30 protein-coding genes are annotated in these 25,946 nt (G+C 63.2%); 12 read left to right on the forward strand and 18 right to left on the reverse strand.

What is annotated here, in order from left to right; genetic code table 11:
• Positions 1–5: 5 nt before the first annotated feature.
• The 12 genes from ACFCW2_RS00940 to coxB form a co-directional block, all read right to left on the reverse strand.
• On the reverse strand, positions 6–368 hold the full coding sequence (locus ACFCW2_RS00940) for a Rossmann fold domain-containing protein (protein WP_379547476.1): 363 nt from the start codon (positions 366–368) through the stop codon (positions 6–8).
• Complete coding sequence (locus tag ACFCW2_RS00945) at positions 368–739, reverse strand: dihydroneopterin aldolase (protein WP_379547478.1); 372 nt, start codon at positions 737–739, stop codon at positions 368–370. The genes ACFCW2_RS00940 and ACFCW2_RS00945 overlap by 1 nt, the downstream gene beginning before the upstream one ends.
• 10 nt (positions 740–749) lie before the next feature.
• A complete protein-coding gene (locus ACFCW2_RS00950; RefSeq protein ID WP_379547480.1) occupies positions 750–1,649 on the reverse strand; it encodes a class I SAM-dependent methyltransferase in 900 nt (299 codons plus the stop codon).
• On the reverse strand, positions 1,649–3,073 hold the full coding sequence (gene thrC, locus ACFCW2_RS00955; RefSeq protein WP_379547481.1) for a threonine synthase: 1,425 nt from the start codon (positions 3,071–3,073) through the stop codon (positions 1,649–1,651). Before thrC ends, ACFCW2_RS00950 begins: the two co-directional genes overlap by 1 nt.
• 40 nt (positions 3,074–3,113) lie before the next feature.
• The gene (locus ACFCW2_RS00960) at positions 3,114–3,719 is read right to left on the reverse strand and encodes an SURF1 family protein (RefSeq protein ID WP_379547483.1); all 606 of its coding nucleotides are present in this window, start codon (positions 3,717–3,719) and stop codon (positions 3,114–3,116) included.
• Positions 3,716–4,114: a DUF983 domain-containing protein gene (locus ACFCW2_RS00965; RefSeq protein WP_379547485.1), complete on the reverse strand. Its 399-nt coding sequence runs from the start codon at positions 4,112–4,114 to the stop codon at positions 3,716–3,718. Before ACFCW2_RS00965 ends, ACFCW2_RS00960 begins: the two co-directional genes overlap by 4 nt.
• On the reverse strand, positions 4,114–4,935 hold the full coding sequence (locus ACFCW2_RS00970; RefSeq protein WP_379547487.1) for a cytochrome c oxidase subunit 3: 822 nt from the start codon (positions 4,933–4,935) through the stop codon (positions 4,114–4,116). The genes ACFCW2_RS00965 and ACFCW2_RS00970 overlap by 1 nt, the downstream gene beginning before the upstream one ends.
• A gap of 105 nt (positions 4,936–5,040) precedes the next feature.
• Positions 5,041–5,616 (reverse strand): cytochrome c oxidase assembly protein, encoded by a 576-nt coding sequence (locus ACFCW2_RS00975; RefSeq protein ID WP_379547489.1) that lies wholly within the window; start codon positions 5,614–5,616, stop codon positions 5,041–5,043.
• Positions 5,616–5,741 (reverse strand): hypothetical protein, encoded by a 126-nt coding sequence (locus tag ACFCW2_RS00980; protein WP_379547491.1) that lies wholly within the window; start codon positions 5,739–5,741, stop codon positions 5,616–5,618. Before ACFCW2_RS00980 ends, ACFCW2_RS00975 begins: the two co-directional genes overlap by 1 nt.
• Entirely contained in the window at positions 5,738–6,676 is a 939-nt protein-coding gene (locus ACFCW2_RS00985; RefSeq protein WP_379547493.1) for a heme o synthase, read from the reverse strand. Before ACFCW2_RS00985 ends, ACFCW2_RS00980 begins: the two co-directional genes overlap by 4 nt.
• Positions 6,677–6,802: 126 nt before the next feature.
• A complete protein-coding gene (ctaD, locus tag ACFCW2_RS00990) occupies positions 6,803–8,515 on the reverse strand; it encodes a cytochrome c oxidase subunit I (RefSeq protein WP_379547494.1) in 1,713 nt (570 codons plus the stop codon).
• Positions 8,516–8,585: 70 nt separating this feature from the next.
• On the reverse strand, positions 8,586–9,641 hold the full coding sequence (coxB, locus tag ACFCW2_RS00995) for a cytochrome c oxidase subunit II (RefSeq protein WP_379547496.1): 1,056 nt from the start codon (positions 9,639–9,641) through the stop codon (positions 8,586–8,588).
• A gap of 255 nt (positions 9,642–9,896) precedes the next feature.
• On the opposite strand from coxB, the gene pyrE reads away from it, so the two are divergent.
• From pyrE to ruvX, 6 genes are read left to right on the forward strand one after another with little or no spacing between them, the layout of a single operon-like run.
• Positions 9,897–10,478 (forward strand): orotate phosphoribosyltransferase, encoded by a 582-nt coding sequence (gene pyrE / locus ACFCW2_RS01000; protein ID WP_379547498.1) that lies wholly within the window; start codon positions 9,897–9,899, stop codon positions 10,476–10,478.
• Positions 10,475–11,230: a pyridoxine 5'-phosphate synthase gene (locus ACFCW2_RS01005; RefSeq protein WP_379547499.1), complete on the forward strand. Its 756-nt coding sequence runs from the start codon at positions 10,475–10,477 to the stop codon at positions 11,228–11,230. Before pyrE ends, ACFCW2_RS01005 begins: the two co-directional genes overlap by 4 nt.
• On the forward strand, positions 11,227–11,628 hold the full coding sequence (acpS, locus tag ACFCW2_RS01010) for a holo-ACP synthase (protein WP_379547500.1): 402 nt from the start codon (positions 11,227–11,229) through the stop codon (positions 11,626–11,628). Before ACFCW2_RS01005 ends, acpS begins: the two co-directional genes overlap by 4 nt.
• Positions 11,625–12,545, forward strand: a complete 921-nt coding sequence (lepB, locus tag ACFCW2_RS01015) for a signal peptidase I (protein ID WP_379547502.1) — start codon at positions 11,625–11,627, stop codon at positions 12,543–12,545. Before acpS ends, lepB begins: the two co-directional genes overlap by 4 nt.
• A gap of 22 nt (positions 12,546–12,567) precedes the next feature.
• Entirely contained in the window at positions 12,568–13,827 is a 1,260-nt protein-coding gene (locus ACFCW2_RS01020) for a DUF3089 domain-containing protein (protein ID WP_379547503.1), read from the forward strand.
• Between the two features lie 5 nt (positions 13,828–13,832).
• Positions 13,833–14,321, forward strand: a complete 489-nt coding sequence (ruvX, locus tag ACFCW2_RS01025) for a Holliday junction resolvase RuvX (protein WP_379547504.1) — start codon at positions 13,833–13,835, stop codon at positions 14,319–14,321.
• 10 nt (positions 14,322–14,331) lie between these two features.
• Here the strand turns inward: ruvX and ACFCW2_RS01030 are convergent, their stop codons facing one another.
• From ACFCW2_RS01030 to ACFCW2_RS01040, 3 genes are read right to left on the reverse strand one after another with little or no spacing between them, the layout of a single operon-like run.
• Positions 14,332–15,225, reverse strand: a complete 894-nt coding sequence (locus ACFCW2_RS01030; protein WP_379547505.1) for a transposase — start codon at positions 15,223–15,225, stop codon at positions 14,332–14,334.
• A gap of 2 nt (positions 15,226–15,227) precedes the next feature.
• Positions 15,228–16,175, reverse strand: coding sequence for a hypothetical protein (locus tag ACFCW2_RS01035; RefSeq protein WP_379547506.1), 948 nt, complete (start codon positions 16,173–16,175; stop codon positions 15,228–15,230).
• 15 nt (positions 16,176–16,190) lie between these two features.
• Entirely contained in the window at positions 16,191–16,346 is a 156-nt protein-coding gene (locus tag ACFCW2_RS01040) for a hypothetical protein (protein ID WP_379547507.1), read from the reverse strand.
• Positions 16,347–16,473: 127 nt separating this feature from the next.
• Here ACFCW2_RS01040 and ACFCW2_RS01045 point away from each other — a divergent pair, with 127 nt between their 5' ends.
• Both ACFCW2_RS01045 and ACFCW2_RS01050 read left to right on the forward strand, forming a co-directional pair.
• Complete coding sequence (locus ACFCW2_RS01045; RefSeq protein WP_379547508.1) at positions 16,474–16,926, forward strand: PaaI family thioesterase; 453 nt, start codon at positions 16,474–16,476, stop codon at positions 16,924–16,926.
• Positions 16,916–17,347 (forward strand): PaaI family thioesterase, encoded by a 432-nt coding sequence (locus tag ACFCW2_RS01050; RefSeq protein ID WP_379547510.1) that lies wholly within the window; start codon positions 16,916–16,918, stop codon positions 17,345–17,347. Before ACFCW2_RS01045 ends, ACFCW2_RS01050 begins: the two co-directional genes overlap by 11 nt.
• A 41-nt stretch (positions 17,348–17,388) precedes the next feature.
• On the opposite strand, the gene ACFCW2_RS01055 is transcribed toward ACFCW2_RS01050, so the two are convergent.
• Entirely contained in the window at positions 17,389–19,617 is a 2,229-nt protein-coding gene (locus ACFCW2_RS01055) for a transglycosylase domain-containing protein (RefSeq protein WP_379547512.1), read from the reverse strand.
• Between the two features lie 161 nt (positions 19,618–19,778).
• On the opposite strand from ACFCW2_RS01055, the gene ACFCW2_RS01060 reads away from it, so the two are divergent.
• Complete coding sequence (locus ACFCW2_RS01060; RefSeq protein ID WP_379547514.1) at positions 19,779–22,139, forward strand: putative bifunctional diguanylate cyclase/phosphodiesterase; 2,361 nt, start codon at positions 19,779–19,781, stop codon at positions 22,137–22,139.
• Here ACFCW2_RS01060 and cobS read toward each other — a convergent pair.
• Complete coding sequence (gene cobS, locus ACFCW2_RS01065) at positions 22,136–23,134, reverse strand: cobaltochelatase subunit CobS (RefSeq protein WP_379547516.1); 999 nt, start codon at positions 23,132–23,134, stop codon at positions 22,136–22,138. The two genes, ACFCW2_RS01060 and cobS, sit on opposite strands and share 4 nt — an antisense overlap.
• Positions 23,135–23,208: 74 nt before the next feature.
• Between cobS and ACFCW2_RS01070 the strand changes: the two genes are divergently transcribed.
• The 3 genes from ACFCW2_RS01070 to ACFCW2_RS01080 all read left to right on the forward strand — a co-directional run bounded on the left by ACFCW2_RS01070 (position 23,209) and on the right by ACFCW2_RS01080 (position 25,159).
• Positions 23,209–24,072 carry an oxygenase MpaB family protein gene (locus ACFCW2_RS01070; RefSeq protein ID WP_379547518.1) on the forward strand — a complete coding sequence of 288 codons (864 nt, stop codon included), beginning with the start codon at positions 23,209–23,211 and terminating at the stop codon, positions 24,070–24,072.
• Between the two features lie 76 nt (positions 24,073–24,148).
• Complete coding sequence (locus ACFCW2_RS01075; RefSeq protein ID WP_379547520.1) at positions 24,149–24,508, forward strand: DUF1428 domain-containing protein; 360 nt, start codon at positions 24,149–24,151, stop codon at positions 24,506–24,508.
• A 12-nt stretch (positions 24,509–24,520) separates the two neighbouring features.
• On the forward strand, positions 24,521–25,159 hold the full coding sequence (locus ACFCW2_RS01080; protein WP_379547522.1) for a glutathione S-transferase family protein: 639 nt from the start codon (positions 24,521–24,523) through the stop codon (positions 25,157–25,159).
• 153 nt (positions 25,160–25,312) lie between these two features.
• Here the strand turns inward: ACFCW2_RS01080 and ACFCW2_RS01085 are convergent, their stop codons facing one another.
• Positions 25,313–25,906, reverse strand: a complete 594-nt coding sequence (locus ACFCW2_RS01085) for a J domain-containing protein (RefSeq protein ID WP_379547524.1) — start codon at positions 25,904–25,906, stop codon at positions 25,313–25,315.
• Positions 25,907–25,946 lie beyond the last annotated feature (40 nt).

A 25,946-nucleotide genomic window follows, 5' to 3' on the forward strand; every position in this document is an offset into this window, starting at 1 on the left:
AAACCCTACTCCCCGATTGTGCAGGCCGGATCGCCTGCACCATTGTTATCAAGGGGTAGATACTGGCCCGTAATCCCATGCGCACCTGCCAAATAGGCGGTTGTCGCGGCCCTCGCCTGCGCGTCGCCTCCGCCGATCACATTCACCCGCACTGGCGCATGGGCCCGCGCCAGATCGCGCGCGGCGGTGCGCCGCCAGTCGGTGTGGTCATAGGGGGCAGCAGGCAGGGCGAGCACCACGTCGGAAGCACCGTCTTGCGCGGCCTGCGCGACCCGCGCCGCAATCGTCTCGTGGAACACAGCAGCCGCTTCCAGAGCGCCGGACGGCAGCTCGCCTGTTTCGATCACAATCTGCTGCGGGGCACCCATCAGCGGCGCTCGCGCGTCAGCGTAATCCCGATCTGCTCCTTATCGACCGCAATCGCCAGCTTCACGATATGCACACTCACCCGCAGCACATGCTCGTCCTGCGCAAACAAAGTCTCGCAGATATGGTCGGCCACCGATTCGATCAGCTTGAAATGCACGCCTTCGGGCAGTGCATCGGTAGCCGCGAATTTCAGGTCCATGTAGTTCTTGCTGGCGTCCAGCGGCGTGTCGGGATCGTAGCGGTCCGCGACTTTGTAATCCGCCTCGATCGTGATGCGCAGCGGCTGGGGCTTGCCCGTCTCTTCCGAATAGATGCCGGTCAGCACATCGGTTTGGATATCGGCGAAGCGGAGAGTGAGCGAATCGGCCATGGAGCGCTCCCTAGCGCGGATTGGACCAGCGCGCGAAGATTGCGGTAGGCAGAAGCCGCCCGCCCTCGCCGCTCTCGCGCACCGCCAGATCGCCATGCTCCACCTTGCCGGGCAGATCGGCGAAGATTTCGCCCACCAGCCCGGCCAGCGCCAAGCTGCTCATCCGCACGGCATACACAGTCAGAAACAGGAAGCGGCTGTCGTTATCGAGCAGCGCGCGGCAATCACGCACCAGCGGGGCGAGTCCTTCCTCGATACGCCATATCTCGTGCTTCGGCCCGCGCCCGAATTTGGGCGGATCGAGGATGATCCCATCATAGCGCTTGCCCCGCCGCACCTCGCGCGCGGCAAACTTCGCCGCATCATCCACCAGCCAGCGGATCGGACGATCCTCCATCCCGGCCAACGCAGCATTCTCCCGCGCCTGCGCGACGGATTTCTTCGATGCATCGACATGGGTGACAGGGCCGCATTCGCTCAAAGCCTGGCTGCCAACGCCGGTATAGCCGAATAGGTTGAGCGTAGCGGCTTCGGGCTTGCCCTCCAGTTCACCACGCATCCAGTCCCACACGGGGGCCATATCGGGGAAAAAGCCCAGATGCCGGAACGGCGTGCATTGCGAGCGGAAGCGCGCCTCGCGCCACGCCATCGGCCAGCTGTCGGGAATGTCCGGCGTCAGGTGCCAGCGCCCGCCGCCATCCTCGTCCGCACCTGGGATGAACTCGCCATCCGCCTGCCAGTCGGTGCCGTCAGGATCGTGCCGCGGGGTCCACATCGCCTGCGGTTCGGGGCGGATGAAACGGTAGGGGCCAAAGCGCTCCAGCTTACGGCCGTGCCCGCTGTCGAGCAGGGCGTAGTCGTCCCACCCCTCGCCCGCCATGACCAGCGGCTGTTCGATCACCTCTGCCATCAGGCGTCCGGCTGGGCACTCGGACGCGCCGTGTCGAGAATATAAGCGGTCAGCGCGTCATACTCGCCGGGTAAGGAAACGCAGCGCTCTTCCCGCGCAAACAAGTCGCCGATCCGGGTCGGCAGCGGCGGGCGCGTGCCGGTCGCCCGCTCCACTGCATCGCGGAACTTGGCCGGATGGGCGGTCGCGAGCGTGACCACGGGCACATCGCCGGGCAGATCAACCTGATGCGCCGCAGCCAGACCGATGGCGGTGTGCGGGTCGATGATCTCGCCGCAATTCTCGTGCGTGCGCCGCATCGCCTGCGCCATGCCATCGGGATCGACTCTGATGCTGGTGAACAGTTCGGCGGCCCCGGCGCGCTGCTGGTTCGTCAGCGTCATGGCCCGCGTGCTTTCAAAACCCGCCATCTGCGCCGCCATCGCCGCACCGTCGCGCGTTCCCCCTGAACCGGTCAGGTCGAACAGCAGCCGCTCGAAATTGGAGCTGACCTGAATGTCCATGCTGGGGGCGGCCGTGGGCGTGACCACGCCTGCGGAATAATCGCCGGTCGACAGGGCGCGATGGAGGATATCGTTGACGTTGGTGGCGACCACCAGTTTTGCTATCGGCAGGCCCATCTTCGCGGCGACATAGCCTGCGAACACATCGCCGAAATTGCCGGTCGGCACGCTGAAGGCGGTGCTGCGATCCGGCGCCCCCAATTGCAGTGCGGTGGCGAAGTAATAGACCACCTGAGCGAGCAATCGCGCCCAGTTGATCGAATTGACCGCGCCCAGACGCAGCGTGCCCTTCAGCGCTTCGTCGCCGAACATGCGCTTCACCGCTGCCTGCCCGTCATCGAAACTGCCGGAAATGGCGATGTTGAACACATTGGGTGCCAGAACGGTGGTCATCTGGCAGCGCTGGACATCGCTGATCCGGCCTTCGGGGTGGAGCATGAATATCTCCACGCCCTCACGCCCGGCTACCGCATCGATGGCGGCAGAGCCGGTATCCCCGCTCGTCGCGCCGACCAGCGTCAGTTTCTCATCACGGCGGCCAAGGAATTCCTCGAACAGCAGGCCGAGCATCTGCAGGGCCACATCCTTAAACGCCAGCGTGGGGCCGTGGAACAATTCCATCAACCAGTGCTGCTGGTCCAGCTGCACCAGCGGGACCACCGCCTTGTGCGAGAACCGGCCATAGGCCTCTGCTGTCAATTCCCGCAGGCGCTCCGGCGTCAGCGCTTCACCGACAAACGGCTCCATCACCCGCGCGGCCACTTCGGCATAGGGCAGGCCGCGCATGGCGGCGATCTCGGCATGGGAAAATTGCGGCCAGCTCTCGGGGATATACAGGCCGCCATCATTGGCGAGCCCCGCCAGCGTGACACCTTCGAAATCGAGCACGGGCGCAGAGCCGCGGGTGGAGACGTATTTCATGGGCGCGGGTTAGCGCGGAGGTGCGGGCGCGACAAGAAAGCTAGTCTTCATCGTCGTCGCGATCCAGTTCATCAGCGTCCTGATCCCGCCGCCTGCGCCGCAAAGCGAAGAAGTAGATAACCAGCGCCGTGATAGCGAAGAAGAACCACTGACCGGCATAGGCCATGTGGTTGTTCGGCAAATCCGCAGGATCGGGCGGGCTGAGCGCAATAAGGCCAGCGCGCGGCGGATCGGCGACCAGTTTCGGCCCCGGCGCGATGATCCCCGTAACCGTGCCGCCAGTCCATTGCGGGCCATCGGGCGCGCGGGTCCAGCCCAGCGCGACTTCGGTCTCTCCCCCGCCCTTCAGCGCGCAGCGGGCGATCTGGGCCCAGCCCTTCACACCGGCCTCGCTCGTGCCTGCAGTGGCCCGGCGATCCAGCACCCGCTCGCACGTGATGGAGCTGCGGCGATAGAGGTCCTGCTCCGTCTGCTCCGGCGTCAGCGGGTATGCGACCGATTCGGGCAGATCCCCGGCGGTGGCATAGCGCGCTAGCATCGCCTCTTTCTCGTCAGCCCGGCCCAATTGCCAGAAGCCCAGCGCAACCATGGTGAGCGCCGCGAGTACGACGATGATCGTAGGAATGATGGGTAGATTGCGGGTCATACTTCCGAACTTCCAGCCTCGCGGGCGTTATGATGGTATTCCGAGGCGATCAGCGCACCCTTGGCCACGCGCAATCCGCCCAGTGTCAGCCCGACAATCAGCGGCAACCACAGCAGTGCATGAACCCAAAACGGCGGGCTCACAGCGACTTCAAGCCAAGTAGCCAGCCCGACAACAATCGCGCCGACAATCAGGATCAGGAAAGCCGCCGGACCATCGCCGACATTGAAGCGGGCGAAATCCAAGCCGCAGGCGCGGCATGCAGGTGCAAACTTTACAATGCCATCAAACAGCGTGCGCCCACCGCAAGCGGGGCACAAACCGAAAAGGGCAGCCTGCCGCATGGCGGGCTGCCCCTTTTCAGTGTCCGGCGAAACGCCCGGAATCCCGGTCATCAGTGGAAGTCAGCGCCCCAGCCGCCCCAGACATAGACGACGATGAACAGGAACAACCAGACGACGTCCACGAAGTGCCAGTACCAAGCCGCCGCTTCGAAACCGAAATGCTGGCGGGGGGTGAAGTGGCCCTTATAGGTCCGCGCAAGGCAGACGATCAGGAAGATCGTGCCGACCAAAACGTGGAAGCCGTGGAAGCCGGTCGCCATGTAGAACGCCGAGCTGTAGGTGTTGCCGCCGAATGCGAACGGGGCAACGGCATACTCATACGCCTGGATGCAAGTGAACAGAGCGCCCAGCAAGATCGTGAGCCACAGGCCCTTCTTCACGCCTTCGCGGTCGCCCGACAGCATGCAGTGGTGCGCCCACGTGACCGTGGTGCCCGAGCACAGCAGGATCAGCGTGTTGATCAGCGGCAGATCAAACGGGTTCAGCACCTCGTCAATCGCAGCCGGTGGCCAGACGCCGCCGACAACTTCGGTCAGTGCATTGGGGAACAGCGCGAAATCGAACCAGCTCCAGAACCAGCCGACGAAGAACATCACTTCCGAAGCAATGAACAGGATCATGCCGTAGCGCATATGCAGCTGGACCACCGGCGTATGATCGCCGCGCTCCGCTTCCTTCACCACATTGGCCCACCACGCAAAGAACGTGGCGATCAGACCGGCAATGCCGAGGCCCAGAACCAGCCACGCATTGGCCATTTCGTGCATGAACAGAACCATGCCGCTAGTGAAGGTCAGCGCCGAAAAGGCACCGATCAGCGGCCAGATGTCGGGTTCGAGAATGTGATAGTCGTGATTGACGTTACCGGCCATGCGTCGCGCTTCCTGCTTGGATATGCATTCAAATCTGTGACACCGCCCTTAAACCGGCAGTGCGTGGTGGTCTAGGGGGCGGATGGCCCGCCACACCATATTCTGTCAGCTGTCTTCCTCGATCTTCTTGTGGAAGGTGTAGCTGAGTGTGATCTGCTCGACCCCGTCGGCCCCTTCGTCCTCCAGAATCGCGGGATCGATGTAATACAGCACCGGCATCCGCACTTCCTGACCCGGCTGCAAGGTCTGCTCGGTGAAGCAGAAGCACTGGATCTTGTGGAAATAGACGCCTGCGATTTCCGGCTCGACATTGAAGGTCGCGGTGCCGGTGATCGGCACGCTGGAATTGTTCTTCGCGGTGTAGAACGCCATGTCGCGCACGCCGATCTGGATCGTATCGGTGCTCTGCGCCGGTTCGAATGTCCACGGGACATTGCGCGCGGTGCTGGCATCGAAGCGCACGGAAATCGGCCGGGCCTCAGCCAGCGCCGCGAGACGCTCGGCATTGGCGGCCTCGCTCTCGGTGGCGATCTGCGTGGTGCCACCGAAGCCGGTCACTCGGCAGAACAATTCATACAGCGGCACGGCGGCATAGCCCATGCCCAGCATCGCCAGCGCTAGGCCGAATGCCATCATCCCGGTCTTCGCATTGCGGTTCTCGTCGGGAATTACCGTCGCCATCAGTCGCCCATCCTCACAATCGTGATCGAGTAAAACAGGAGTACGAAAAAGAGCAGCAATCCGCCCAGCGCCCAGTTGCGCGATTTGCGGCGGCGCTCCAGCTCGGTTTGTTCTTCAGGGGTCATAGAGCCTCCACAAACGGGCTGGCATAGCGGTCCAGCACCAGGACAGCGAACAGGGCAAACAGGTACAGAATGCTGAATTTGAACAGCCGCTTTTCCGGCAGCATCGCGTCGCCCGTTGCGCTGATCCGGGTCGCCACGGGCACGCTCAGCGCGATAAACCACGCTGTCAGGGCCAGAGCCGTAACGCCGTAAATCGCGCCAGTGCCGCCGATGGCCCAGGGGGCGACGGCGATGGGCAGCAGCAGGATCGAGTAGATCAGGACCTGCAGGCGCGTGCTCTTCTGGCCCTTCACATTGGGCATCATCGGCACGCCGGCATTTTCGTAATCGATCTCTACAAACAGGGCGAGCGCCCAGAAATGCGGCGGCGTCCACATGAAGATAATCGCGAACAGCAGGATCGGCATAGCGGTGATATCGCCGGTCACTGCGATCCACCCGATCAGCGGAGGGAACGCCCCTGCCCCGCCGCCAATGACAATGTTCTGCGGAGTGCGCGGCTTCAGCCACATGGTGTAGATCACCACGTAATAGAAAATCGACAGTGCCAGCACACTTGCGGCGAGCCAGTGCACGGCCAGCCCCATGGTCATCACCGACACGGCGGAGAGCAGCGTTCCGAAAATCAGCGCGTCGCTTTTGGGCAGACGACCGGCGGGAATGGGCCGGTTGCGGGTGCGCTTCATCTTCGCGTCCAGCTCGGCTTCCCACCACATGTTGAGGGCGGCGGCCCCGCCTGCAGCCAGAGCGATGCACAAGATTGCGGTGAAGCCGATAACCGGGTGCACGCTGCCCGGCGCGGCCAGCAATCCGCACAGACCGGTGAAGATCACCAGGCTCATCACGCGCGGCTTCGTCAGCGCGTAGAAATCGCGCCAGTCAGTCGGCAGCTGAATAGTCGCTTGTGGCGCCTCGGAGGTGCTGGTCGCGGTCATTGTCCTAAGGCCAGTGGCCCTTTCCTTATGAGTGGGGGCGCACCATCGCTGGCGCGCCCCCCGATCTGTTGTGTTCCGCCCTAACCCCGATCCCCCGGGGCACAGGCCGGATGCGATCAGCTGCGATCAGCCCTTGGCAGGCTTCGGCATGTGATCGTGGTAATCGTGATGGTCCTCGATCACCGGCAGCGTTTCGAACTGGTGATAGGGCGGCGGGCTGGACAGCGTCCATTCCAGTGTCGTCGCACCCGGACCCCAGCTGTTGGCTTCCGCCTTGCGTCCGGCAACCAGCGCGTAACCGATGTTCACGAAGAACACGAGCATCGAGGCCGCCATGATGACGTAGCCGTAAGACGCGATTTCGTTCCAGTAGGTATAGGCCGCGGTGTAATCGGGATAGCGGCGCGGCATACCCTGCATGCCCAGGAAGTGCATCGGGAAGAAGATCACGTTCACGCCGATGAAGAACAGCCAGAAGTGCACGTGGCTCAGGAATTCACTGTGCCAGCGGCCGCTCATCTTGGGGAACCAGTAGTAGAACCCGGCGAACAGGCTGAACACGGCGCCCATCGACAGCACGTAGTGGAAGTGCGCCACCACATAATAGGTATCGTGCAAATTGTCGTCGATGCCGCCATTGGCCAGCACCACGCCCGTCACACCGCCAACGGTGAACAGGAAGATGAAGCCCAGCGCCCAGACCATCGGCGATTTGAACTCGAGGCTGCCGCCCCACATCGTCGCGATCCAGCTGAAGATCTTCACACCCGTCGGCACGGCGATCACCATGGTCGCGGCGGTGAAGTACATCTTCGTGTTTACGTCGAGGCCGACGGTATACATGTGGTGCGCCCACACGATGAAGCCGACCACACCGATGGCAACCATGGCGTAGGCCATGCCGAGATAGCCGAACACCGGCTTGCGGCTGAAGGTCGCCACGATCTGGCTGACCATGCCGAAGCCCGGCAGGATCATGATGTACACTTCGGGGTGACCAAAGAACCAGAACAGATGCTGGTACAGAACCGGATCACCGCCGCCAGCAGCATCGAAGAAGGTGGTGCCGAAGTTACGGTCGGTAATCAGCATGGTGATCGCAGCGGCCAGAACCGGCAGCGCCAGCAGCAGCAGAAATGCCGTGACCAGCATCGACCACACGAACAGCGGCATTTTGTGCAGGGTCATCCCCGGCGCGCGCATGTTGAAGATGGTGGTGATGAAGTTGGTCGCCCCGAGAATGGAGCCCGCGCCTGCAAGGTGCAGCGAGAAGATCGCGAAATCGACTGCCGGACCGACCGAGCCACTGGTGGAAAGCGGTGCATAGACCGTCCAGCCGGTGCCTGCGCCCAGCCCCGTGCCGCCCGGCACGAACAGCGAGAACAGCAGCGAGATGAAGCCGACGACCGTCAGCCAGAACGAGATGTTGTTCATCCGCGGGAACGCCATGTCCGGCGCGCCGATCATCAGCGGCACGAACCAGTTACCGAAACCGCCGATCATCGCCGGCATGACCATGAAGAAGACCATGATCAGGCCGTGGGCGGTGATGAACACGTTCCACATATGCAGATTGGCATCGAGGCTTGCCTCGCCGCCCATGAATTCGACCCACCAGCCCAGATACTGAATATCCGGAGCCGCCAATTCGGCACGCATGACACCGGAAATCGCGCCACCAATGATCCCCGCGACAATCGCGAAGATCAGGTACATCGTTCCGATGTCCTTGTGGTTGGTCGACATGAACCAGCGGGCGAAGAAGCCCGGCTTGTGGTCCGCGTCGTGGTGCGCATGGTCCTCTGTGTGGGCCTGGAAGCCTTCAGCTGTGGTTGCCATCGTGCTTGGTCTCTTTTCTCAACAAACGTCTATAACTTATCCGGCTGCGACCGATTAGTCGCCCCGTACTTTAGGATGCAGCGGCTTCGGCCATTTCGGCTTCGGCTTCTGCTCCGGTGTCGCCGGCTTCGGCGGCATCTGCTGCCGACTCGGCATCTTCAGTTTCAGTGCCCTCTTCGTCACCGAACGTGCCGCCTTGCGAGGCGATCCACTGACGGAAACGCTCCATCGGAACCGCTTCGATCGCGATGGGCATGTAGGCATGCTTCGCGCCGCACAGTTCCATGCACTGGCCGTAATAGATGCCCGGCTCGTCAATCGTCATCATCCGCTCGTTCAGGCGGCCCGGGATCGCGTCCAGTTTGAACCACAGGCTCGGGATAGCGAAGGAATGGATCACATCGGCACCGGTCGTCTGGATGCGCAGCGGAACGCCCACAGGCACCACCATCCGGTTATCGACACCCAACTGATAGGGCTCGCCCTTGGTCAGCGCGTCTTCCTTGGTCAGCATGTTGGAAACGACTTCAAAGCCGCCCTGATCGGGATAGGTATAGCCCCAATACCACTGGTAACCGGTCGCCTTCACAGTGATCGCGTCGGCCGGCGGTGTTTCATACTGGCGTGCCAGCAGCGTGATCGACGGAATGGCGATGGCCACCAGAATGATCACCGGAACAATCGTCCAGACAACTTCGATCAGCGTGTTATGCGTGGTGCGCGAGGGCTCGACGCCTTCGCGGCGGCGGTATTTCGCGACGACCCACAGCAGCAGGCCCAAAACGAACAGACTGATAACCGTGATCACCGGCATCAGAATGTAGTCATGCATCCACAGCGCGTACTGGCCGTCGGAATTGTACTGGTCCTGGAAGGTCATGCTTTCCAGCGCACCGTCTTCGAACGCGGTGGGCTGGCCCTTGATCATCTCGGGGCCGTAATATTCGTAAGCCGGTTCTTCCGCTGCGGCGGCTTCGCCATCCACGGCTTGTGCAGCGGGCGCTGCCGAATCGTCCACTGCCGCGTCCTGGGCAAGCAGCGGTTGCGCTGCGAAGGCCAGCATCACTGCGGCGAACAGCAGCGCCATGGCGCGGGTTAGGTCGGCGAACCGGGCGGATATTGTCATTGCGAACATGCTTTCAACTATCTTGGCCAATCGTCAGGCCAGCGCTGGCCATCGGGCAATTCGTACGAGCCACTGAGGGCCCTTGGCGTCCATATAGGGAAGCCGAATAGCGCGGCCTATACGGACGCTTGCCCACCGTCTCAAGCGCTTCTGCGGACATTTTTACGCAATTTGTGTCTCCCCTCGCGCAACACAGCCCCTATATCCCCCTGCACATCCGGCGCCCGCGCGCCGCCATGCGATGATGGGACTGCAATGACCGACGAAGAAGTATTGGCCGAATTCCGTAGCTGCGACGCGCTGCTGGAGGGGCATTTTCTGCTGTCCTCCGGCCGTCACAGCGGCTTCTATCTGCAATGCGCCCGGGTGCTGATGAACCCGGAACGCGCCGCGCGGCTGGCGGCGGCGATTGCGCGGAATATCCCCCGCGAAATCCGTGGCGAGATCGATTGCGTGGTCTCGCCTGCCATGGGCGGCGTGATTATCGGCCACGAGATGGGCCGCGCGCTGGATAAAGACGCGATGTTTCTGGAGCGACCCGAGGGCACGTTCCACCTGCGTCGGGGCTTCGCGCTGGAGCCGGGTGCCAAGGTGCTGATGGTCGAGGACGTAGTCACCACCGGCCTCTCCAGCCGCGAAGCGATCGCAGCGGTGGAGGCCGAGGGCGGCAAAGTCATCGCCGAGGCGTCGCTGGTCGACCGCTCTGCCGGTTCGGTCGATCTGGGTGTGCCATTCTTCCCGCTGGTGGCGCTAAACTTCCCCACCTATGCTGATGACGAAGTGCCCGAAGAACTGGCCGCCATCCCTGTGACCAAGCCCGGGAGCCGTGCCGCTTGAGCAACCACCACGCCTCTCACAAGCTCCGCCTCGGCGTTAATATCGATCATGTCGCGACCATCCGTAACGCACGCGGCGGCGATCATCCCGATCCCGTGCGCGCGGCGGAAATCGTCGCGGCGGTCGGCGGGGACGGGATTACCGCGCATTTGCGCGAGGACCGGCGCCATATTCGCGATGGCGACTTGCAGCGCATTCAGGATGCGACCGGTCTGCCGCTCAATCTGGAAATGGCCGCGACTGACGAAATGCTCGCCATCGCGCTGGCGCACTCGCCCCACGCCGCCTGCATCGTGCCGGAGAAACGTGAGGAGCGCACCACAGAGGGCGGGCTGGACGCGGCAGGTCTGGACAACCACCTCGCGCCGATCGTCACGCAATTGCGCGATGCGGGCATCCGCGTATCGCTGTTTATCGAAGCCGAGGAACGACAGCTGGACGCCGCCATCCGGCTCGGCGCGGATATCGTGGAGTTTCACACCGGCGAATACGCCCACGCCCATCTGGACGGCGACAGCGCCAAAGTGACGAGCGAGCTGAAACGTATCGCCGACATGGCCGCATTGGCGGTGAAGAACGGGATCGAGCCGCACGCAGGCCACGGACTGACCTATGAAAACGTCCAGCCCATCGCCGCCATCCCCCAGCTCGCCGAGCTCAATATCGGGCATTACCTGATCGGCGAGGCGATCTTTATCGGGCTGGAAGAAGCGGTCCGGCGCATGCGCGATCTGATGGATGAAGTGCGGTGATTATCGGCCTCGGCTCTGACCTGTGCAATATCGAGCGCATTCAAAACTCGCTCGACCGTTTTGGCGAGCGGTTCGAAAATCGCGTTTTTACCGAGATCGAGCGCGCCAAGGCACGGCGGCGTCCCTTCACCATCGCAGGCACTTACGCCAAGCGGTTTGCCGCAAAGGAAGCCTTTTCCAAGGCTGTCGGCACAGGCTTTCGGCGCGGCGTGTTCATGAAAGACATCGGGGTCGTGAACGCAAAATCGGGCGCGCCGACGCTGGCGCTGGAAGGCGGCGCGGCGAAGCGGCTTGCGGAACTGACGCCTGACGGCCATGAGGCCATCATTCACCTCACCCTCACCGACGATCACCCATGGGCACAGGCCTTCGTGATTATCGAGGCCATCCGCACATGAACTCAGGCGCATCCAGACCCGTGAACGACAAGACAGACGAAAACGGCAAGACAGACGAGGCCGAAAAGAAGGACGAAAAGGTCAACTGGTTCGCGGAAATCCGCGGGCTGGCGCTGATGCTGCTGGCGGTGGTCGTGTTCCACAGCTTCATCGCGAAACCTTTTTACATCCCTTCCCAATCGATGATGCCCAACCTGCTGGTGGGTGACCGGCTGGTGGTGAGCAAATACCCCTATGGCTTCAGCTGGGCCTCGATCAGTTTTCACCTTGCCCCGCGCGGCGAATGGCGGGTGTTTGGATCGACCCCCGAATATGGCGATATCGTCATCCCCGTGCACCCGGAGCGGGACGAGGATTACATCAAGCGCGTGGTCGCCCTACCCGGTGACCGGATTGCTGTGACCAATGGCCAGATTGTCCTGAACGGCGAGCCTGTGCCGCAGGAAGTGGTGCCGCCTCTGGAAATCCCGGTGGATATCAATTCCCCGTGCAGCGCCTACGACTATCCTGGCCTGCAGGAGCGCGACGAGAATGGCAACGCGGTCTGCCGCATCCCGACCTACCGCGAGACCCTGCCTAACGGCGCAAGCTATCTGATCCTCGATCACAGGACCGTCTCGCTCGATAATATGGACGAGGTTCTGGTGCCCGAAGACCATGTCTTCGTGATGGGCGACAACCGCGATCATTCGGCGGACAGCCGCGCCAGTATCCTCGATCAGGGACTGGGCGGGCCGATTCCGCTGAAGAATGTCGGCGGAAGGGCCGAATTCATCACATTCTCGCTCGACGGGACAGCGGGCTGGAACCCGTTCAGCTGGTTCTCCGCCATGCGCGGCGACCGGGCATGGACGACCCTGCGGCCCGAACTCGGCCCGCCGCCTGCCTCTTCCGAAGACGACGATAGCGCGTCGTAACAACCGATCTGCAGAGCGTTCCATGGCCCGCAAGTTTCTCTATCTCGTCGCGTTCATCGCCATTCTGGTCATCGCAGGCGGCATTGCGCTCAGCATCTGGTCGCGCGAGGCGACCGAGCTTGCTTTCGTTCCGCAGGGCGATTTCGTGGAGCAGGATGCGCTGGCGCAGAATGCCTATGAGGACCCGGCCATGTGGTATTCGCGCCCCGGCATCGGCACCGACGATCCAGCCCGTTACCAGCCCTCCATCGCCGAGCCTGAAGACGGCGCGGCCGAAGCGGCACCTCCGCCCCCATCACCGGAAAACCCGGCCACGGAAGCCAGTCTGCCGCCTGCCGCGCCTTCGCTGGAAATCGGCGAAACCCGCCGCGCAGAGATCGTCCCGGCAGATGAAATCCCCGATTTCGCGGTCTTTTTCGTCCACCCGACCAGCTACATCCCGGTAAACTTTACCGACGAGGTCAACTGGAACGCGGCGCTGGGTGACGAGCAGGCCGAGCTGCGCGCACGGCTGTTCCTGCGCGGGCTGGCCAGCGCCTTCAACCGGGCGGACGAGATCTGGGCGCCAAAATACCGGCAGGCGGCGGTCGGCGCATTCCTGACCGACAAGCCCGAAGCGCAAAAGGCCATCGATGCCGCCTACCGCGATGTGGAACAGGCCTTCGCCTATTTCCTCGAAAGCGTGGACGACGACAAACCCATCGTGCTGGCGGGCCATAGTCAGGGATCGCTGCATATCCTCAACCTCCTGCGCCAGAAGGTCGCGGGCACGGCGGTCGAGGCCCGGATTGCGGCGGTCTATGCGGTCGGCTGGCCCATTTCGGTCGAAAGCGATCTGCCCGCTTTGCCCTTCCCCGCCTGCGCGGCAGCCGGTCAATCAGGATGCATTTCCACCTGGAACAGCTTTGCCGACGATAACGACGCGAGCATGGCTCTGGGCTATTACGCGGATGGTCTGGGCTTCAACGGCCAGCCGCGCGGCGACGGCCCGATCCTGTGCGTCAATCCCATCACCGGCGCGGTGAATGACGGCGCGCCTGCCAGCGCCAATCTGGGCACGCTGGTGCCGGAGGAAGACTTCTCCTCCGCCTCGCTGATCGCGGGCGCAGTGCCTGCCCGCTGCGATGATCGCGGATTGCTGCTGATCGGCTCCCCGCCCGATATGGGCGAAGCGGTGCTGCCGGGGAACAATTACCACGTCTATGACATCCCGCTGTTCTGGCGGAATGTGCAGGAGGATGTGGTCGCGCGCGTAAACGCTTGGTCGGCGCAAAGCCGATAGCGGGCATGGCCAGCGACGAATTGATTACTGAAAGCGCTGCCGATTTCGCCGGGGCTCTGCCCGAGGGCGGCGTGCTGCTGGCGCTCGATCTGGGGAGCAAAACCATCGGACTGGCGACCTGCGATGCAGGCTGGCGCTTTGCCACGGCGGGCAAAACCCTGCCGCGGGGCAAGTTCGGCCGCGACCGGGAGGCTTTGCGCGCCCTTATGGAACAGCGCGGCGTTGCGGGCCTGATCCTCGGCCTGCCGCGCAATATGGACGGCAGCGAAGGCCCGCGCGCGCAGGCCAGCCGCGCCTATGCCCGCAATCTGGCCGAAGCGTTCGGCCTGCCATTGCTGCTGTGGGACGAGCGCTGGTCCACCCAGAGCGCCGAGACGGCGATGATCGGGCAAGGCACCAGCCGGGCCAAACGCGCGGAGCGGATAGACAGCCATGCAGCGGCGATCATCCTGCAAGCGGCGATCGACCGGCTCGCAGGCGGAACAATCCTTTAGCGGCCATTGCTCATACGCTGGCGAGTGCGGCGCGCCGCTGTCTGGCTTCCCCGGCCACCAGCCTGCTGCCCGATAACTCCGCCTCGCGCCAAACGGCATCGGGGTCTTCGCCCGTACGGCTGCGCTCATCGTAAATCGCCAGACGCAGGCGTTCCGAAGGATGCGCACCGGTGAAATGGTCCGCCAGATCGCGCATTTCCTGATGTCCGGTCGCAATCCCGCAGCGCAGCAGGGCTTCGCTGGCACCGGGATTGAGGATGGCGGTGATCCGCCCTTCGTTCAGATCAAACCGGTACTGGTCGTGCCACGCCTGCGCCGGATTGGCCGCCACGACGTTCAATGAAACCGAGAGGCTGGCAGGCGGCAACTGCGCATGGATATCGCGGTGCGCGCGGTAATGCTGCACCTCGCCCGGTGACAGGATGCTTCGTCCGCGGAAGCGCAGTGCGACGCTTCCGCCCGTCACTCCGATGACGCTGTCATAGTCGTATTCGTAATAGTCGCTGCCATAGCCGGGGCCGAAATGGCCGATGGTCAGAAAGTCGAAATTGTGATCGTGCGGCAGGCCGTAAGCAAAGCTGCTCGCCCCGCCCGCCCGCATCACGCTGTCTCCCGCCGCAGGCCAGATATTCGCGCGCAGAAAATAGCCGGGACGCGCTCCGCTGAGCATGATCGCTTGCGGGCCATATCCGTTTGCGCCGGGGTCCGCGCGGTGGGAGGATTTGAGTTCCTCCACCATCAGATCGCCGAGGAATGTGCGGTTGGCATCGAGAGCGCGCAGATGGGTGGCAGCGGTCAGCAGATGCTCGTCTTGCGAGAAATCCGGATCGAGCGCGTCCAAAGCTGCGATGGTCTCTTCCAGCAAGGCGGCTTGCTGCGGCGCAGTCGCAATGGTGCGTGGCATGGTCAAGCAAGCTCCAGTTCGCCGAGCACGGGATGGCGGGCAATCAGCGCATCGCGCAGCGCCCGCGTATCGGGCATCAGCGGGTCTGCCGGATCACTGGCGATGGCCGACAGGGCAGCAAAACCGGCAGCGGTATTCATGGCCAGCGCCCCTTTCAGCGCCTGCCAGCGCGCAGGGCCATTGCCCTCTCGCGTCGCCAGCCCCGCCAGGGCATCCACAGCATCCCCCCGCCCCATCGCGGTCAGTAGCGCTGCCATCAATTCGTGCCTTGTATCGCGGGGATCACCCGCCGCTTCATGCAGCAGCGCCCCGTCTGTCAGGCTGATCTGCCGTGTGGCGGGCATAGGCTCCGGTGTCCGGGCCAGTCGCAGACAGACGAGCGAGGATGTGACCTGATGAAACAGCCGCGTATGCCAGGCCGGCAGGCGCAATATGTCGCCCGGTGCAAAGCCACGCGGTTGGCGCTCCAACCGCTCGCCATGAAGTGCCGCAATCTCGCCCCGGGCGCGGCCTGCGAGCACCGCCTCGACCCGCTCCGCTGCTGTGACTGTGGCCGACGCAGGCACCGCACGCGCGCCTCCTCCATCGCCCTCCACCACCACCAGCGACAGCGAGGCGCGGCCGCAATTGGCCAGACTGACCAGCGCAAATCCGCCTTCGCAGCTATGCCGGAAGCACGGCTGGCCCAGCGGTGTGTGCGCCATGGCACTGGCGGAATGGGTCAGGAAATCCGCCGCAAAGCGTGCAGGCTCGTTCCCGGCAAACAGGCCGGAGAGCGCGGGCAGATCGCCCAATTCCTCTCCGGCCCCGTAGCGCGTCAAATCATCCAGCACCGGCGCAGCGCACGCAGCCCCGCGCCAGTCCTGCGCAGCCCGGATCATCGCCGCCTGCGCATGGTCCTGCGCCGCGCGGTCGCCACGAAATGCCGTTAGCTGAGGCCCCGCCTGCACGCCGCCGGCCCCAGCTTACAAAACGACGGATGCGTGGTTGTAGAGATAGACCATGATGATAATGATCCGGTCATCCAGCGTCGCGCTGGCGCCATCTGCCATACTGCCGAAAACGCCGGTGACTGTGCCCAGATCGGGCAGGCTGTCGATATCGATTTTGGGAAGTTCCATTGGCTTGCACCCCTCCTGTATGCGGCCGCCATAATGGTGGCCGGAAGTGGCAAACTGGGCCGCACCGGGCCGCCAGAAAAATTAAAACATTGTCATGGCGGCCCACCCGTTTCACTGCTTTCCCGGCATGAGTGAACAGACCCCGCAATTCGATCCCAAAAGCATGGCCCGCTTCATGTTCGGGGCCAGTCACAATGGCTTTCTGGGCATGGGCTATCACGCGCATGGCGAGGACTGGATGGAACTGGAACTGCCATGGCGCGAGGATCTGGTGGGTGACAGCGAACAGCATGTGCTGGCATCGGGCCCGATCATCAGCTTGCTCGACATGGCCAGCGGAATGGCGATCTGGACCAGAATGCAGGCTTTCACACCGGTGGCGACGCTGGACCTGCGGGTTGATTATCTGCGCCCGGCAAAGGAGCGATGCGCGGTTATCGGGCGGTCGGAATGTTACCGGCTCACACGCTCCGCCGCTTTCGTGCGCGGGATTGCGCATGACGGGGATGCGGAGGATCCGGTGGCCAATATGGCGGGTGTGTTCATGACCATCGGCGGAGCATCGCAGCGTGGCGAATAGTATCGATCCATCCCCGCTCCTGACGCCCTATGCCCGCTCCATGGGCGTGGAAGTGCAGGACGACGGCGCTGAAAATGGCACCGCTCCGATCCTCAGCGTACCGTTCTCCGACACGGTTCAGGGCCGCCCGTCGCATTATCATGGCGGCGCGATCAGCGGTCTGCTGGAAACCGCCGGCTATGCAGCGATCCGAACGCAGCTGGAGCTGGATCAGCGCGGCAATGTCCGGCTCAAACCCATCAACATCACCATGCAGTTTCTGGCCGCTGCCAAATCCGAGACACTGTTTGCGCAGGCCCGGATCACCAAGCTGGGGCGCCGCAATGCCAATGTGGAGGTCGAGTGCTGGCAGGCTGACCGGTCCCGCCCGCGCGCCACGGCGGTGATGAATGTCCTGATGGTGACCGCCGGGCCTGAATAGCAGCCGCACGGATCAGCTGCCGCGCCAGGTGCCACTCTGGCTTAACTCCCCTGCTGGCCCAGCCTTTCGCGCACACGCTGCTCCGCCTCGCGCCGCGCGCGCTCTATCGCCGCGTCATCCATCCGCACGCCGTCCTGACCGACCTCCAGATCAATCGGGATACCATCGACATCGGTGCGCAGGATCAGCGTGCCGTCATCCAGCCGCAGCTGCACCCCGTCTTCACCCAGCGGAATATCTTCGGGCTCCGGCACATCCTGCGGCTCGACTGGACCGGACGGATCGGCCGAGGGGGCGCGGCGCGGTGCCGGGGCGCGTCTCTGCCCGCCATCGGCAACCAGCGCAGCCTGCATGAAATTTTTCCAGATGCGCGCGGGCAAGCCGCCGCCCGATATCTTGCCGAGCGAAGAATTGTCATCATTGCCGATCCAGACACCGACCACCAGATCACCGGCATAGCCGACAAACAGCGCATCGCGATTATCCTGCGTTGTGCCGGTCTTGCCGTAATTGGGGCCGGACAGCATCGCCGCCCGCCCGGTACCGGAATTGATCGCGCGGCGCAGCATCGCCTCGATATCTTCATGCTCGTTGCTGCCGATGCTTTCCGGCCCGTTCCAGAACCAGTCCCACCAGCTTTGCTCCGGTTTCGGGAAGGCTGTGGGCGTCACCGGAAAGGCATTGCCGGCAATGCCGGCATAGGCTGCGGTCAGTTCGATCAGGGGGATGCTGGCTGTACCCAGAGCGAGACTGGGGTCGCCTTCTTGCATATCGCTTTCCACCCCGAATGCGCGGGCCATGGCGATCACTTTCTCGCTGCCGACATCCTGGAAAAGGCGCACTGCGGCCACATTGCTGGACTGCGCAAAGGCCTCCTCCAGCGTCAGGGTATCGCTGTATTTCTCGCCAGAATTTTTCGGCCGGTAGCTGCCGGTTGCGATCGGCAGATTGCTGATCGTATCATCCGGCCGCGCGCCCGCTTCCAGCGCTGCGAGATAGACGAACAGCTTGAAGGTGGAGCCTGCCTGCCGCCGCGCCTGTGTCGCGCGGTTGAAGGGCGAGCTTGCATAATCTTTGCCCCCCACCATCGCGACGACTTCGCCATTGGTCCGCATCACCACCATCGCCGCCTGTGCCCCGCCCAGCGGAGCGCGCGCGATGGCCTGCCGGGCAATGCCTTGCAGCCGTGCATCCAGCGTGGTGGTCATCGTCTGCCGGGAATAGCCGCCTTCGGCCCGGTCCCGCGCTTCGGGCAAGGCCCAATCCGCGAAATAGGTGCCGGTGGGAACGCGCTCCGCCCGCCGCACATCGAGTTTGGGCGACGGGACCGCCTGCGCCTCGGCCTGCGTCAGATAGCCCGCATCCACCATCGCGCCCAGCACCACGCGCATGCGCTCTTCGGCGCGGGCATAATGCTTGCTCGGCGCGCGGTAGGACGGGGCCTGCACCAGCCCGGCCAGCATCGCCGACTGCGCCAGCGTCAGGTTCTCCGGCTTGCGGTAGAAATAATGCAAAGACGCCGCGTGCAGCCCGTAGCGATTATCGCCGAAATAGGCATTGGCGAGATAGCGCTCCAGAATCTCGTCCTTGGTCAGCCATCCCTCCAGCCAGAACGCGATCAGCATTTCGCGCAGCTTGCGCGTCAGGCTGCGTTCGGGCGTCAGGAAAGACAGCTTCGCCAGCTGCTGGGTGATGGTGCTGCCGCCCTGCACCGGTCCGCCCGTCGCGTTCGACCAGGCGGCCCGCGCCAGCCCGCGCGGATCGATGCCCCAATGCGAATAGAACCGGCGGTCCTCGATGCTGAGGAATGCTTCGACCACATGGGGCGGCAGTTCCGAAACGGGGACCGGCGGCTCCATCACCGCCCCGACGCGGGCAATCGGCGTGCCATCGGTAGCGAGCAGAGTGACCTCGGGCGGCACCACCGGCTCCAGCGATTTGGACAGCGGCGCGGTGATGGCGAGATAGGCGATAATCAGCACCAGCGCGACCAGCAGCGCCAGAAACCCGCGCTTCAGCCATTTGCGCCGGCGTGGCCACGGGCTGACCGCAGCGCCTTCGGACGGGGGCACATAGGTCCCGGATGTAGCCCCATAGTCCCAGTTGGCACCGCCAGCCGGGCGGCTAGCCGAGGGGCGGTAAAAACCATCATCCGGATCGTCGCCATCGTCCTGCCAGCCCCCGCCGGGGGTCTCTTCCAGCGGATAATAGCCGGAATGCCCGGTATTCTCCTCGCCGGAATCCCTGCCAAATCGAAAAAAGCGCCGCATCAAACTGTATTACCTTACCAATACGCCTTTGGCGAGCCTTAAGGATTATGCGCCTTCGCACCGGAAGGTAATCTTAACCAACCACACGTAACGGGAGGTATCGCCAAAAGTTTGAAACGGGTAACGATCTGATGTTGAATGCATGGTTGCAGAAACCGGCAGTGCGGGAGTTTCTCCTGCTCGACCTGATCAATCACGAGGTCGCCGAAGCCGACCGTGAATGGTGGGCGCGCTGTAAACTGAATCACACCGCCGCTTTCCCCTATCTGGCCTATGACTGCGTTCGCCTGATCGCTGGCCTGATTATTTACGCGATTTTCGTCCCGGCGACTCTCTTGGTCGTCATGGGCGTCATCGGTAGCGGGATAATCCTGTGCCAGATGTGGATCGAGCAGAGCATCAAGAAGGGCGACAGATCGCACCGCGCCAATTACGCCGCCTTCCGCGATCTGGTAATCGTAAGGGCCGTATTTTGGGGCGTGGTAACCGCCACGGGTCTGTCTTTCGGCCCTTCGGAGTGGATCCCTGCCCTGGTCGCCTGCGCCCTCTTTGTGTTGTTCGTCGATACGCTGTGCATGATTGCCCTGCCCCGCCGGGCGCTTCTGGCCGCGTCGATCTATGCTGCGGCGATTTCTATTCCCGTGGTGGTGTTCCATAGCGGGCCAATCTGGATCGCGGCCATCATGGCCACATCGGCTCTGATTTTCCTGCATTGGGCCATGTTCAATCTGAACTTCCTGTTCGCCACCCGCCGTCTGCGCACGCGCAAACTGACCGAGGCGAAGGACACCATCCAGCTGCTTCTTAACCAGTATGATGAGGATGGCAGCGACTGGCTGTTCGAATGCGACAAGGAAGGCCAGATTCTACGTCCCAACGAACGGTTCTGCCGCGCGGCGGATCGCAGCGCGCAGGAAATGGACGGGATGCGCCTGTCGCTATTGTTCGATGACTGCCCGGAGCGTGAGGAACTGCGGACGCTGGGCGAGAAGGAAGACAATTTCCGCGGGCTGGTGATCCCGCTCACTGTGCGGGGCGAGAATTGCTGGTGGTCGATCAGCGCGCGTCCGATCTATTCCGCGGATGGTCATCTGGAATGCTGGCGCGGCTTTATGACCGACATCTCACGCTCCCGCCGGGCAGAGGCCAAGGTCACTTACATGGCGCATTACGATGTGCTGACCAATCTGCCCAATCGCAGCCTGTTCAACACGACGCTGCGGCGCGCCTTCGACCGGCAGGATGACGGCCAGCTCATGGGCGTTCTCTATGTCGATCTCGACCATTTCAAGGCGGTCAACGATACGCACGGCCACGCAGTGGGCGATATCGTATTGAGCGAGGCTGCCCGCCGGATCGAGCGCGCTGTGGGGCACACTTCGATGGTCGCACGATTGGGCGGAGACGAGTTTGCAGTCTTGCTCGACCGGCTGACCGACCGCGAGGAAGCGCTGGGAGTCGCCCAGTCGATCGTGTCCGCCATGGACGAGCCGGTCCGGGTCGCTGGGCATAACAGCCCGCTGCCCATCGGGGCCAGCGTCGGCGTGGCTTTCGCGCCCGACAATGGCCGCACCGGAGAGGAAGTGCTGAAAGCTGCCGATATGGCGCTGTATGATGCCAAAGCGCGCGGACGCAGCGGAGCCAGCGTCTTCGACCCCGGCATGCAGCAGGAAGTGCAGAGCCGCCGCGAGCTGGAGCTCGATTTGCGCGCGGCGCTCTCGCGCGGACAGCTGGAGGTACAGTATCAGCCTTTGAAAGATGCGGTGACGACAGACACGGTCGGTTACGAGGCATTGCTGCGCTGGCACCATCCTGAACGCGGAATGGTCAGTCCGGCGACCTTCATTCCGATTGCCGAGGAAACCGGGCAAATCCTGCCCATCGGCGCCTGGGTGCTGCGCGAGGCGCTGAACGAGGCGGCGAACTGGCCCGAAGATATCAGCGTCTCGGTCAATCTCTCGCCCGCACAGATGCGCGATGAAGGGCTGGTCAACACCATTGTCGGCGCGCTCGCCACCAGCGGTGTTGCGCCGCACCGGCTCGAGCTGGAAATTACCGAATCCCTGCTGATGCAGGACAATGAGGAAAACATCGCCCTGCTGCACAAAATCCGCAGCCTCGGCGTGCAGATCTCGCTCGACGATTTCGGGACCGGCTATTCCTCGCTGAATTACCTGCGCAGCTTCCCGTTTGACCGGATCAAGATCGACCGGTGTTTTGTGCAGGACATCGCCGAGGAGGAAGACAGCGACGCCATCGTCAATGCGGTCGTCGAACTGGCCAGCAAGCTAAAGATGCGCACCACCGCCGAGGGTATCGAGAACACCGAGCAACTGGACCGCATCCGCGCCACCGGTTGCACATCCGTTCAGGGCTTTCTGTTCGACGCGGCCAAACCGCCGGCCCAGCTGGAGCATGGGGCGGAGCAGCGTATGCTCCGCGCCCCGCAGCCGACGGTCACGTCGATTGCCCCGGCGGACAAGACGGAAGAACCCGCCAAGCCGGACCGCAAATCGGCTTAGGCGTTCGCGCCTGCCACCACGCTTTCGGGCAATTCGGTGCCGAACACGCGCTGGTAATATTCCGCAACCAGCATCCGCTCCGCCTCGTCGCATTTGTTGAGGAAGCTGAGGCGGAAGGCGAAGCCGGTATCCTTGAAGATCGCGGCGTTTTGCGCCCAGGTAATCACCGTACGCGGGCTCATCACGGTGGAGATATCCCCGTTCATGAAGCCCTGCCGCGTTAGGTCGGCGACCTTGATCATGTCGGCCAACAGCTTCTTGTCGGTCTCCGGATTCTTGGAAGCGACGATCTCTTCCTCCACCTCTGCAGGCAGATAATTGAGGCCCACCACAATGTTCCAGCGGTCCATCTGGCCCTGATTGATCTGCTGCGTGCCGTGATACAGCCCGCTGGTATCGCCCAGCCCGACCGTGTTGGATGTCGCAAACATACGGAAATGCGGATCGGGGCGGATCACGCGGTTCTGGTCAAGCAGGGTCAGCTTGCCGCTTTGCTCCAGCACGCGCTGGATCACGAACATCACGTCGGGGCGGCCTGCATCATATTCGTCGAACACCAGCGCGACCGGATGCTGCAAGGCCCATGGCAACAGACCTTCGCGGAACTCGGTCACCTGCAGCCCGTCACGCAGGACAATTGCATCGCGCCCGATCAGGTCGATCCGGCTGATATGCGCATCGAGGTTGATCCGGATGCACGGCCAGTTCAGCCGCGCGGCAACTTGCTCGATATGGGTCGATTTGCCCGTCCCGTGATAGCCCTGCACCATCACCCGGCGGTCATGCGCAAAGCCGGCCAGAATCGCGAGCGTCGTGTCCGGGTCAAATACATAGCTTTCGTCGAGGTCCGGCACGCGGTCATCCGCCTTGGAGAAGGCCGGCACCTGCCAGTCGATATCGACGCCGAATGTCTCGCGAACATCCACCGTGGTGTCGGGCGCGGCCATCAGGGTCTTGTCGCGGGCTTCGAAGCTTTTTTCTGTGAGATCGTTCATCGCTGCACCGGTTAGCCGCGCGCCCGCCGCGCTGCAAGCGGGACGAAGGCCGACATTTTGTTGGGCGCGCACAAGTGCCTATATACAGCGCTATGCCGCCCGAGCCGCCATCCGAATTTCTGCGCCGCCAAGTGGTGGACCGCGTGCGTGCCGTCTTCCACGAACGACCCGACCAGACCCCGCCGGTGCCGCCCAGCGACGATGCTTTGTTCGAGAAAGACACGCCGATCCGAATGGTGCACGCCGATGTGGTGGGCATGATGGTCGGCGGGATACGCGGGCTGTTTCTGCAGATGCTGCATCCCCACGCGCTGCAAGGCGTGCTGGACCATTCCAACTTCCGCACCGACATGCACGGGCGGCTGCGGCGCACGGCCAACTTCATCGCCGTCACCACATTTGGCCATCAGGACCGTGCGAAGGAGGCGATCGAGCGGGTCAACCGTATCCACGCCCGGGTTGGCGGCACCCTGCCCGATGGCACGCGCTATGAGGCGACCGATCCGCGCACGCTGGCGTGGGTCCATGTGGCCGAGGCGACCAGCTTCCTGACCGCCTATATCCGCCATGTCCGCCCCGATATGCCGCATAGCGAGCGCGACGAATATTACCGCCAGTTCGCCATCATCGCCCGCGCGCTGGGGGCCGATCCCGTGCCGCTGGACCAGCGCGAGGCGGAGACCATTTTCCGCGAGCTGCGGGCGGATTTGCAGACCTCCGAAGCCGCGCGCGAAGTTGCGCAGTTTGTGGTCAGCATCAAACCCGAAGGCGCGCCGGTCGCCTTGCAAAAGGCGCTGGTTGCCGAGGCAATCGAAACCCTGCCCGCCTTTGCCCGATCCATGCTGGGCTTGGAGCGCCCGGGCCTGACCGGTATTCCCGCCCGTGCCGCAACATGGGGGGCTGGCAAGACCCTGCGCTGGGCTTTCCGGCAAAGCTGACGATCCGCCCTCCCGTCCGGCTTCGGCAAATTGGCCACTTTGTGCTAAGCGGAGCAGCAATCAACGGGAGAGAGAAATGTATATTGCCTGTGCTGTCCTGGCCGTGCCGGAAGACAAGCGAAGCGCTTATGAAGAAGCCGCTGCTTTCATGGCCGATTGGTCCATGAAACACGGCGCGCTGGAAGTGATGGAAGCATGGGAGCGCGACGTTCCCGAAGGCAAGAAAACCGATTACCGTCAGGCTGTGCAAGCCGGTGAAGGCGAAAAAATCGTCACCGGGTGGGTCATCTGGCCGGACAAGGAAACCTTCGAGAAAGCGCACGAAGCGATGGCCAAGGGCGAAGGATTTGAAGGCCATCCCGGCGGCGAACCGCCCTTCGACGGCAGCCGGCTGATCTTCGGCATGTTCGAACCCGTTCTGACCCGCGGACGGTAAGGAGCGCGACCCATGGCTGAATTCACATTCTACACCGTCGCGATGAGCCGGGGCCAGATTGCCCGCTGGGCGCTGCACGAGGCGGGCGCGGATTACGAACAGGTGGTGTTCGAATGGGCCACCCGGCCCGACAATTTCACCGACATCAATCCGATGAACAAAGTGCCTGCGCTGGTGCATCATCATGCCATTGAATCCGGGGGGCACCACGATCACACCATCACCGAATGCGCGGCGATCAACCACTACCTCGCCGAGACCCACCCCGATGCAGGCCTGCTGCCTGATACGCATGAAAAAGCTGCCTATTTCCGCTGGCTGTTTTTCGCCGCCGGGCCGCTGGAGCAGGCGCTGATGGCCAAGGCGCTGAACTGGGAAGTGCCCGAAGAACGCACCGCCACCGCTGGGTTCGGGACGCTGGAGCTGACGTTATCTGCAATGGATGGCTGGCTGTCTTCGCACGATTTTGTCTGCGGCGAGCGGTTTACGATGGCCGACACCTATGTCGGCAGCCAGTTCGTGTGGGGTCTGCGCTTCGGCTCGATCCCCGCAACGCCTGCTTTCAAGGCTTATGTCGAACGCGTGACCCAGCGGAAGGCCTATTCCGAGGCGAATGCGATCGATGCGGAGCTGATCGAGGCGGCGGGGTAAGGACGAAGCCTGCGGGTAGCCGCCTGCACATCCACCCGTTCGCCCTGAGCCTTTCGAAGGGCTGCTCTGCTTTCGAGCGAAGGTCCCACAGTGAAGAACAGTCCTTCGACAAGCTCAGGACGAACGGGTTTGGGGTATTGTGCCTGACAAGACTCACCCGATCGCCCGCGATTTCCGCAGCAATTGATACGCGTCCACCACCCGGGTCAGGCGCTTTTCATACTTCCGGTCCCCGCCATTGCGGTCGGGGTGATAGCGGCGGACCAGTTCGGAATACCGTCGCCGCAAGCGCCTGCGGTCCGTTTCCAGCCCTAGCCCCATCACCTCCAGCGCCTTCGCCTCGTCCGGTGAAAATCTGCCGTCCATAGCCATCTCGGCCTCGCGCCGGGCGCGGCTTTTGATGCCATTGGCCCGCGCGCCGATCGCGTCGAGCGGATCGTGGAAGTCGGCCCAGCGCGGCATTCCGTCCACACCGGCGGTCGGCTTGAACGCGCGCGTCTCGCTCGCCCAGCCCGACGCCGGCGACTGCGCGCTGAGGATTTCATCCGCGCTCATCCCTTCGAACCAGTCATACCCGGCATTGAATTCGCGCACATGGTCCAGGCAGAACCAGCGCCATTGGCCCGGCCCGTCAAAGCTGTTCCCGGCAAGACCCGGTGCGCGAAATTCGCCCGGCTCTTCGCAGGTTGGATGTTCGCAGATGCGCCCTGTATCTTCGTATCGGCCGTGGAATTTCGTGCTGCGCATCCCCATTAGGATGGGGAGTAATCCCGCATGTGAAAACCCC

Source organism: Qipengyuania algicola (genome assembly GCF_042492175.1).
Classification (GTDB): domain Bacteria; phylum Pseudomonadota; class Alphaproteobacteria; order Sphingomonadales; family Sphingomonadaceae; genus CAJXSN01.

Bases quoted from the DNA above. Each gene is read 5' to 3' on its own strand.
- ACFCW2_RS00940 (WP_379547476.1), bottom strand. From the start codon at position 368: ATGGGTGCCCCGCAGCAGATTGTGATCGAAACAGGCGAGCTGCCGTCC.
- ACFCW2_RS00945 (WP_379547478.1), bottom strand. From the start codon at position 739: ATGGCCGATTCGCTCACTCTCCGCTTCGCCGATATCCAAACCGATGTG.
- ACFCW2_RS00950 (WP_379547480.1), bottom strand. From the start codon at position 1,649: ATGGCAGAGGTGATCGAACAGCCGCTGGTCATGGCGGGCGAGGGGTGG.
- thrC (WP_379547481.1), bottom strand. From the start codon at position 3,073: ATGAAATACGTCTCCACCCGCGGCTCTGCGCCCGTGCTCGATTTCGAA.
- ACFCW2_RS00960 (WP_379547483.1), bottom strand. From the start codon at position 3,719: ATGACCCGCAATCTACCCATCATTCCTACGATCATCGTCGTACTCGCG.
- ACFCW2_RS00965 (WP_379547485.1), bottom strand. From the start codon at position 4,114: ATGACCGGGATTCCGGGCGTTTCGCCGGACACTGAAAAGGGGCAGCCC.
- ACFCW2_RS00970 (WP_379547487.1), bottom strand. From the start codon at position 4,935: ATGGCCGGTAACGTCAATCACGACTATCACATTCTCGAACCCGACATC.
- ACFCW2_RS00975 (WP_379547489.1), bottom strand. From the start codon at position 5,616: ATGGCGACGGTAATTCCCGACGAGAACCGCAATGCGAAGACCGGGATG.
- ACFCW2_RS00980 (WP_379547491.1), bottom strand. From the start codon at position 5,741: ATGACCCCTGAAGAACAAACCGAGCTGGAGCGCCGCCGCAAATCGCGC.
- ACFCW2_RS00985 (WP_379547493.1), bottom strand. From the start codon at position 6,676: ATGACCGCGACCAGCACCTCCGAGGCGCCACAAGCGACTATTCAGCTG.
- ctaD (WP_379547494.1), bottom strand. From the start codon at position 8,515: ATGGCAACCACAGCTGAAGGCTTCCAGGCCCACACAGAGGACCATGCG.
- coxB (WP_379547496.1), bottom strand. From the start codon at position 9,641: ATGACAATATCCGCCCGGTTCGCCGACCTAACCCGCGCCATGGCGCTG.
- pyrE (WP_379547498.1), top strand. From the start codon at position 9,897: ATGACCGACGAAGAAGTATTGGCCGAATTCCGTAGCTGCGACGCGCTG.
- lepB (WP_379547502.1), top strand. From the start codon at position 11,625: ATGAACTCAGGCGCATCCAGACCCGTGAACGACAAGACAGACGAAAAC.
- ACFCW2_RS01020 (WP_379547503.1), top strand. From the start codon at position 12,568: ATGGCCCGCAAGTTTCTCTATCTCGTCGCGTTCATCGCCATTCTGGTC.
- ruvX (WP_379547504.1), top strand. From the start codon at position 13,833: ATGGCCAGCGACGAATTGATTACTGAAAGCGCTGCCGATTTCGCCGGG.
- ACFCW2_RS01030 (WP_379547505.1), bottom strand. From the start codon at position 15,225: ATGCCACGCACCATTGCGACTGCGCCGCAGCAAGCCGCCTTGCTGGAA.
- ACFCW2_RS01040 (WP_379547507.1), bottom strand. From the start codon at position 16,346: ATGGAACTTCCCAAAATCGATATCGACAGCCTGCCCGATCTGGGCACA.
- ACFCW2_RS01045 (WP_379547508.1), top strand. From the start codon at position 16,474: ATGAGTGAACAGACCCCGCAATTCGATCCCAAAAGCATGGCCCGCTTC.
- ACFCW2_RS01055 (WP_379547512.1), bottom strand. From the start codon at position 19,617: ATGCGGCGCTTTTTTCGATTTGGCAGGGATTCCGGCGAGGAGAATACC.
- cobS (WP_379547516.1), bottom strand. From the start codon at position 23,134: ATGAACGATCTCACAGAAAAAAGCTTCGAAGCCCGCGACAAGACCCTG.
- ACFCW2_RS01075 (WP_379547520.1), top strand. From the start codon at position 24,149: ATGTATATTGCCTGTGCTGTCCTGGCCGTGCCGGAAGACAAGCGAAGC.
- ACFCW2_RS01080 (WP_379547522.1), top strand. From the start codon at position 24,521: ATGGCTGAATTCACATTCTACACCGTCGCGATGAGCCGGGGCCAGATT.
- ACFCW2_RS01085 (WP_379547524.1), bottom strand. From the start codon at position 25,906: ATGCGCAGCACGAAATTCCACGGCCGATACGAAGATACAGGGCGCATC.